The organism is Methylobacterium sp. WL116 (genome assembly GCF_008039455.1).
Lineage (GTDB): Bacteria > Pseudomonadota > Alphaproteobacteria > Rhizobiales > Beijerinckiaceae > Methylobacterium.
The window spans coordinates 1-4,939 of record NZ_VRUV01000343.1 but is presented as its reverse complement, the minus strand read 5'-3'; the positions used below and the strand labels follow the sequence as shown (position 1 = coordinate 4,939).

The following is a 4,939-nucleotide window of genomic DNA, read 5'->3' as shown; positions in this document are numbered from 1 at the left end:
GGCGGCCACAGCGGGCACGAGCTCGGCCACCGTCACCGCCGCCCCGGGAGGCAGCGCACCGAGCGCGGCGCGCAGGGTGAAGCCCATGCCGAGCCCGCCGATCAGCACGTGCGGCGCCCTGCGCGATGCGATCCTGCCGCAGGCCAGGGTCGCCAGCGCCTCCTCCGAGCCGCTGAGCCGGCTGTTCATCAGCTCGTTCTGGCCGAGCATGATCGCGTACTCGGTGCCCCGCCGCCGCAGCCGCAGGGTGCCGCCGTCGCCGGGGATCGAAGCGGTGTCGAGGTTCTCCCAGGGGATCATGCGGCGCTCACGTCCTCTCGTCCGGCAAGCCACGCCGCCATCCCGGCCGCCGCCGCCCGACCGCTGCTGATCGCGCCCTGGAGCAGGTAGCCGCCGGTGGGCGCCTCCCAGTCGAGCATCTCGCCGGCCACGAACAGGCCTGGCCGCTTCCGAACCATGAAGCCCGCGTCGAGCCCGTCGAAGCCGACACCGCCGGCGGTGGAGATCGCACGCTCGATCGGCGCCATCGCGTGCAGGCGCAACGGTGCGGCCTTGATCAGCCCGGCGAGCGCATCCGGGTCGGCCGGCAGCGCGACGCCCGCAGCCTCGCGCAGCACCCCCGCCGCCACCGGCGACAGGCCGGCCCCCTTGCGCAGGCGCGTCGCCATCGATTCGCCGGGCCGCGGGTCGGACAGCCGGTCAGCGAGGGCGCTCGCGCTGAGGTCGGGACGCAGGTCGAGCACCAAGCGCGCGGCGCCCTTGCTTCCCGCGTCCTTCCCGTTCCTGTCCTGGCGCTCGATCATCGCGCGAAGGGCCCGCGACACCGCGTAGATCGCACCGCCCTCGATGCCGTCGACGGTGATCAGCGCCTCCCCCCGCACGATCACGCCGTCGGCGGTCAACCCGATCCGCTTCAGGGGCTGCCCGGCGAAGCGCTCGCGGAAATGGTCCGACCATGCCACCGCGAAGCCCGCATTGGCCGGGCGCAGGGGCGCGACGGCGACGCCGAGATTCGCCAGCATCGTCACCCAGGCTCCGTCCGAGCCGAGGCGGGGCCAGCTCGCGCCGCCGAGCGCCAGCAGCACCGCCTTCGGCCTCGTCCAGCTCTTCCCGTCCGGCGTCTCGAACACCAGCGTGCCGTCCTCGACGGCCACGAGCCGGTGCCGGGTGCGGATGCCGACGCCCGCGCCCTCGAGGCGGCGCAGCCAGGCCCGCAGAAGGGGCGAGGCCTTGAACGCCTTCGGGAACACCCGCCCGCTCGATCCGACGAAGGTCGGCTCCCCCAAGCCATCGCACCAGGCCCGCAACGCATCCGGCGGGAACGCCGCGATCGCCCCGGCCAGGCTGCCGGACGGGTGGTAGCGCCGCAGGAAGTCCGGGACGGGCTCGCTGTGGGTCAGGTTCAGGCCCCCGCGGCCGGCGAGCAGGAATTTCCGGCCGACCGACGGCATCCGGTCGTAGATCGCGACCCGGTGCCCGGCCGCGGCCAGCACCTCGGCCGCCGCCAGCCCTGCGGGGCCGCCGCCGACGACCGCGACCTCGTTCCGGGAGGCGTCGTCCTGCGCCACGTCGTCGTCTCGCATGTCCATCGCAGCGGAAGGCGTCCGATCGTCCCCGCTGTCAAGGCATGCCTGCATGGACCGGCATCGCTCGAGCCCGCCCTTGATTCGCCGCGTTCGGGTCTTTAACTGCCGCTCATCGGCTGCGGGCCCCTCTGGCGGGATGCTCTCTCAAGATGCTTCCGTGATGTCGGAGCCGATGCTTTCCTTGCAAAAGAAGCATCACGGTCCCGCTCATGGTCGATTTCATGTACGTCGAGTGGCTCGGCAAGCCGATCTGGATGTGGCTCGGGTTCCACGCCCTTGTCGCCGCCCTGCTCGCCTTCGATCTCGGCCTGCTCCATCGCGACAAGGAGCACGAGATCGGCGTCAAGGAGAGCCTTCTCCTCACCGCCTTCTACTTCAGCCTCGGCCTCGCCTTCGGCGGCTGGATCTGGTGGTACCTTGGCGCGCAGCCCGCCCAGGAATACGTTACCGGGCTCGTGGTCGAGAAGTCGCTGTCGATGGACAACGTCTTCGTCATCGCGGTCATCCTGTCGGCGCTCGGCATCCCGCTCGCCGCCCAGCACAGGGTGCTGGTCTGGGGCATCCTCGCCGCGGTGCTGCTGCGCGGACTGATGATCGGGCTCGGCGCCGCCCTGGTGCATCAGGCCGCCTGGGTGCTGTCGCTGTTTGCCGCCTTCCTGATCTATGCCGGCCTGAAGATGCTGTTCTCCAAGGAGGAGGACGCCGGCGACTTCCAGGATCACGCCGCCGTGCGGTGGCTCAGGGCGAAGCTGCGGATCACGCCCGAGCTTCACGGCCAGCATTTCCTGGTGCGGAAGACCGATGCCAGGACCGGCAAGACCGCCCTGTGGCTCACTCCGTTGGCGCTCGCCCTGGTGCTTGTGAACGGCGCCGACGTGATCTTCGCGGTCGACAGCGTGCCGGCGATCTTCGCGATCACGACCGATACCTTCGTGGTCTACACCTCCAACATCTTCGCGATCCTCGGGCTTCGCGCGCTCTACTTCGCGCTGGCAGCAATGGTCGATCGCTTCGCCTACCTCAAGACGGCGCTCGCCTTCATCTTGATCTTCATCGGCACGAAGATCGTCGTCGCCGACACCTTCGGCCTCGTCCACGTGCCGCCGTGGGTGTCGCTGGCGGTGACCGTGGTGCTGCTGACGATCGGCATCCTCTACAGCCTGTGGCGCACCCGGGGCGAGGCGCATGCGGATGCGCGCGAAGCCGAGCTGCACGGTCGGGCCTAAGCCGGAGGGTCAGCCGCCCCGGTGGTAGACGCCGCTGAAGCTGACGTTCATGCCGCCGCAAGCCCTGTCGCGGCAGGCGGGCGCGAGGCTCGAGCAGGTGGGGTCCGCATCATCCGACCCGAGGAATTGCACGTGCCCCTCCGCCACGACCCGTGCGACCTGGAGCGGCCGGCCGAGATCCGGCAGGTCCGGACGGGTCGCGGCGGGCGCAGCCGAATTCATCGACGCCCTCCCGCCCGCATTCTGGGCCGAGGCCGGGGCGGCGAGGGCGGCCAGCAACGCGAGTCCGGCCGACATGGGAGGGAGGCGATCCGGCGATCGCGCCCTGACGGCCGCCTCAGCTTGGCCGCGACGCGATCAGGTCGCGCAGGGTGGTGATGGTGGAGGCGTCGGCGATGCCGTCGACCCGCGCCTGACGGAAATGGCGCTGGAACGCGGTGACGACGTCCCGCATGTGGCGATCGAATGTGCCCGTCAGAGGCTGCTCGTAGCCGTAAAGCGCGAGCATCGCCTGCAGCGCCTCGATCGGCTGCCCGGAATCGCCCTCGGCGAAGAAGCGCCCGTCGCGCAGCGGCACTTCCGGCACGTGATGGCCGACGCCGTCCGCCGCGAGCCGGCCCCAAGGGAAAGTCTCGCCCGGATCCTCCTTGCGGCCGGGCGCGATATCGGAATGCGCCAGCACCCGGTCGGCCGGGATCGCCCAGCGCGAGACGATGTCGCGCGCGAGCGCTGTCACGGCGGCGATCTGCGCCTCCGGGTAGGGCGGCAGGCCGCCGGCATGGCCGGGATGGACGATCTCGATGCCGAGCGAGCGGGAGTTCACGTCGCGCTCGCCGCGCCAGGACGCCCGCCCCGCATGCCAGGCCCGGCGGCTCTCCGGCACCATCTGCCAGATCGCGCCGTCCTCCAGCACGACGTAATGGGCCGAGACCTCGGCGATCGGGTCGGCGAGCCGCTGCATAGCGGCGGCCGCGCTCGTCATGCCGGTGTAGTGCAGGATCAGCATGTCCGGCCGCGGGCCGAGGCGCTCGCCGTGGTTCGGCGAGGGCTGGATGCGGGTGGCGAGCGGGCTGTCCGGTGTCATGGCGAACCGCCCTCCACCGCGGCGGCGCCGTCCGCGAGGATCCGGTCGTGGGCCGCGTTGATCGCGGCGAGGCGCTTGGTGGCGATCGCCACCGCCTCGGGCGGCAGGCCGCGGGCGATGGCGCGGTCGGGGTGGTTCTCGGCGACGAGCTGGCGGTGGCGCGCCTTCACCGCAGCCGGGTCGGCGCCGTGCTCGAGCCCGAGGACGAGGTAGGGGTCGTCGGCCAGCCGCACGTGCCGGGCGGCGATGCGGCGGAACGCGGCGTCGTCGAACCCGAAGATCTCGGCCACCGCGCGGAGATAGGCCTCCTCCGCCTGATGGATCGCGCCGTCGGCGGTGGCGATGTGGAACAGGCCGTCGAGGACGTCCTCGAGCAGCGACGGCTCGTCGTGGAAGGCGTTGGCGAGCTGCCGCGCATAGGCCTCGTAGCCGTTGGTCGTCCGCTTCGCGAGGTCGAACAGCCGGGTGACGCGGGCGCGCTCCGCCTCGCCGACCTGCACGACCTTGCCGAAGGCCTCGACCTCGGACGGGGTCACCACCCCGTCGGACTTCGCCATCTTGGCGGCGAGCGCGACGAGGCCGGTGGTGAAGACCACGTCGCGCGGCATCGGCCCGAACAGCGCACCCTCGCGGTCGACGAGGTAATGGCCCGCGAGGCCGCCGGCGAGCCCGCCGAGCGGGCCGCCGATGGCGAGGCCGATCCCGGCGCCGCCGATCTTGCCCCAGATCCCCGAGCTCATCGGGACCCGGCGGGGATGTTTCGGAGATGCGGAACGGTCACCGGCAGGCCTCTATGCGGTGCCGCCGGGGACCCTGACGGGATCCGGCGACGACAAGCCGCCGGGGATACAGGCTCGACCGGAAACGCGGAAGGGCCGGAGCGCTCGGCTCCGGCCCAGGCCTGGAACGAAGAAAGGGCCGGAGCGCTCGGCTCCGGCCCTTCGACGTTCGGTCGGCGGCGAGGCCTCAGCGGCAGTACACGTCGCCGTAGGCGTCGCGGTAGGTGCCGTAGGGGCAGCGCGGCGCGGTGGAGGCGCCGACGA

5 protein-coding genes and 1 pseudogene are annotated in these 4,939 nt (G+C 71.9%); 1 reads left to right on the top strand and 5 read right to left on the bottom strand.

Annotation, left to right across the window (positions count from 1 at the left end):
- Both FV223_RS19930 and FV223_RS19925 read right to left on the bottom strand, forming a co-directional pair.
- Nucleotides 1–300, bottom strand: a pseudogene (locus FV223_RS19930) (spermidine synthase); the annotation flags it as partial.
- Nucleotides 297–1,583 (bottom strand): TIGR03862 family flavoprotein, encoded by a 1,287-nt coding sequence (locus tag FV223_RS19925; protein WP_147728633.1) that lies wholly within the window; start codon nucleotides 1,581–1,583, stop codon nucleotides 297–299. The gene FV223_RS19925 and the pseudogene FV223_RS19930, both read right to left, overlap by 4 nt.
- Before the next feature lie 212 nt (nucleotides 1,584–1,795).
- Between FV223_RS19925 and FV223_RS19920 the strand changes: the two genes are divergently transcribed.
- The gene (locus FV223_RS19920; protein WP_147728632.1) at nucleotides 1,796–2,812 is read left to right on the top strand and encodes a TerC family protein; all 1,017 of its coding nucleotides are present in this window, start codon (nucleotides 1,796–1,798) and stop codon (nucleotides 2,810–2,812) included.
- Nucleotides 2,813–2,821: 9 nt separating this feature from the next.
- On the opposite strand, the gene FV223_RS19915 is transcribed toward FV223_RS19920, so the two are convergent.
- From FV223_RS19915 to FV223_RS19905, 3 genes are read right to left on the bottom strand one after another with little or no spacing between them, the layout of a single operon-like run.
- Nucleotides 2,822–3,109, bottom strand: a complete 288-nt coding sequence (locus FV223_RS19915) for a hypothetical protein (protein WP_147728631.1) — start codon at nucleotides 3,107–3,109, stop codon at nucleotides 2,822–2,824.
- A 40-nt stretch (nucleotides 3,110–3,149) separates the two neighbouring features.
- Complete coding sequence (locus tag FV223_RS19910; protein WP_147728630.1) at nucleotides 3,150–3,896, bottom strand: N-acetylmuramoyl-L-alanine amidase; 747 nt, start codon at nucleotides 3,894–3,896, stop codon at nucleotides 3,150–3,152.
- Entirely contained in the window at nucleotides 3,893–4,636 is a 744-nt protein-coding gene (locus FV223_RS19905) for a DnaJ family molecular chaperone (RefSeq protein WP_147728629.1), read from the bottom strand. Before FV223_RS19905 ends, FV223_RS19910 begins: the two co-directional genes overlap by 4 nt.
- Between the last annotated feature and the right edge of the window lie 303 nt (nucleotides 4,637–4,939).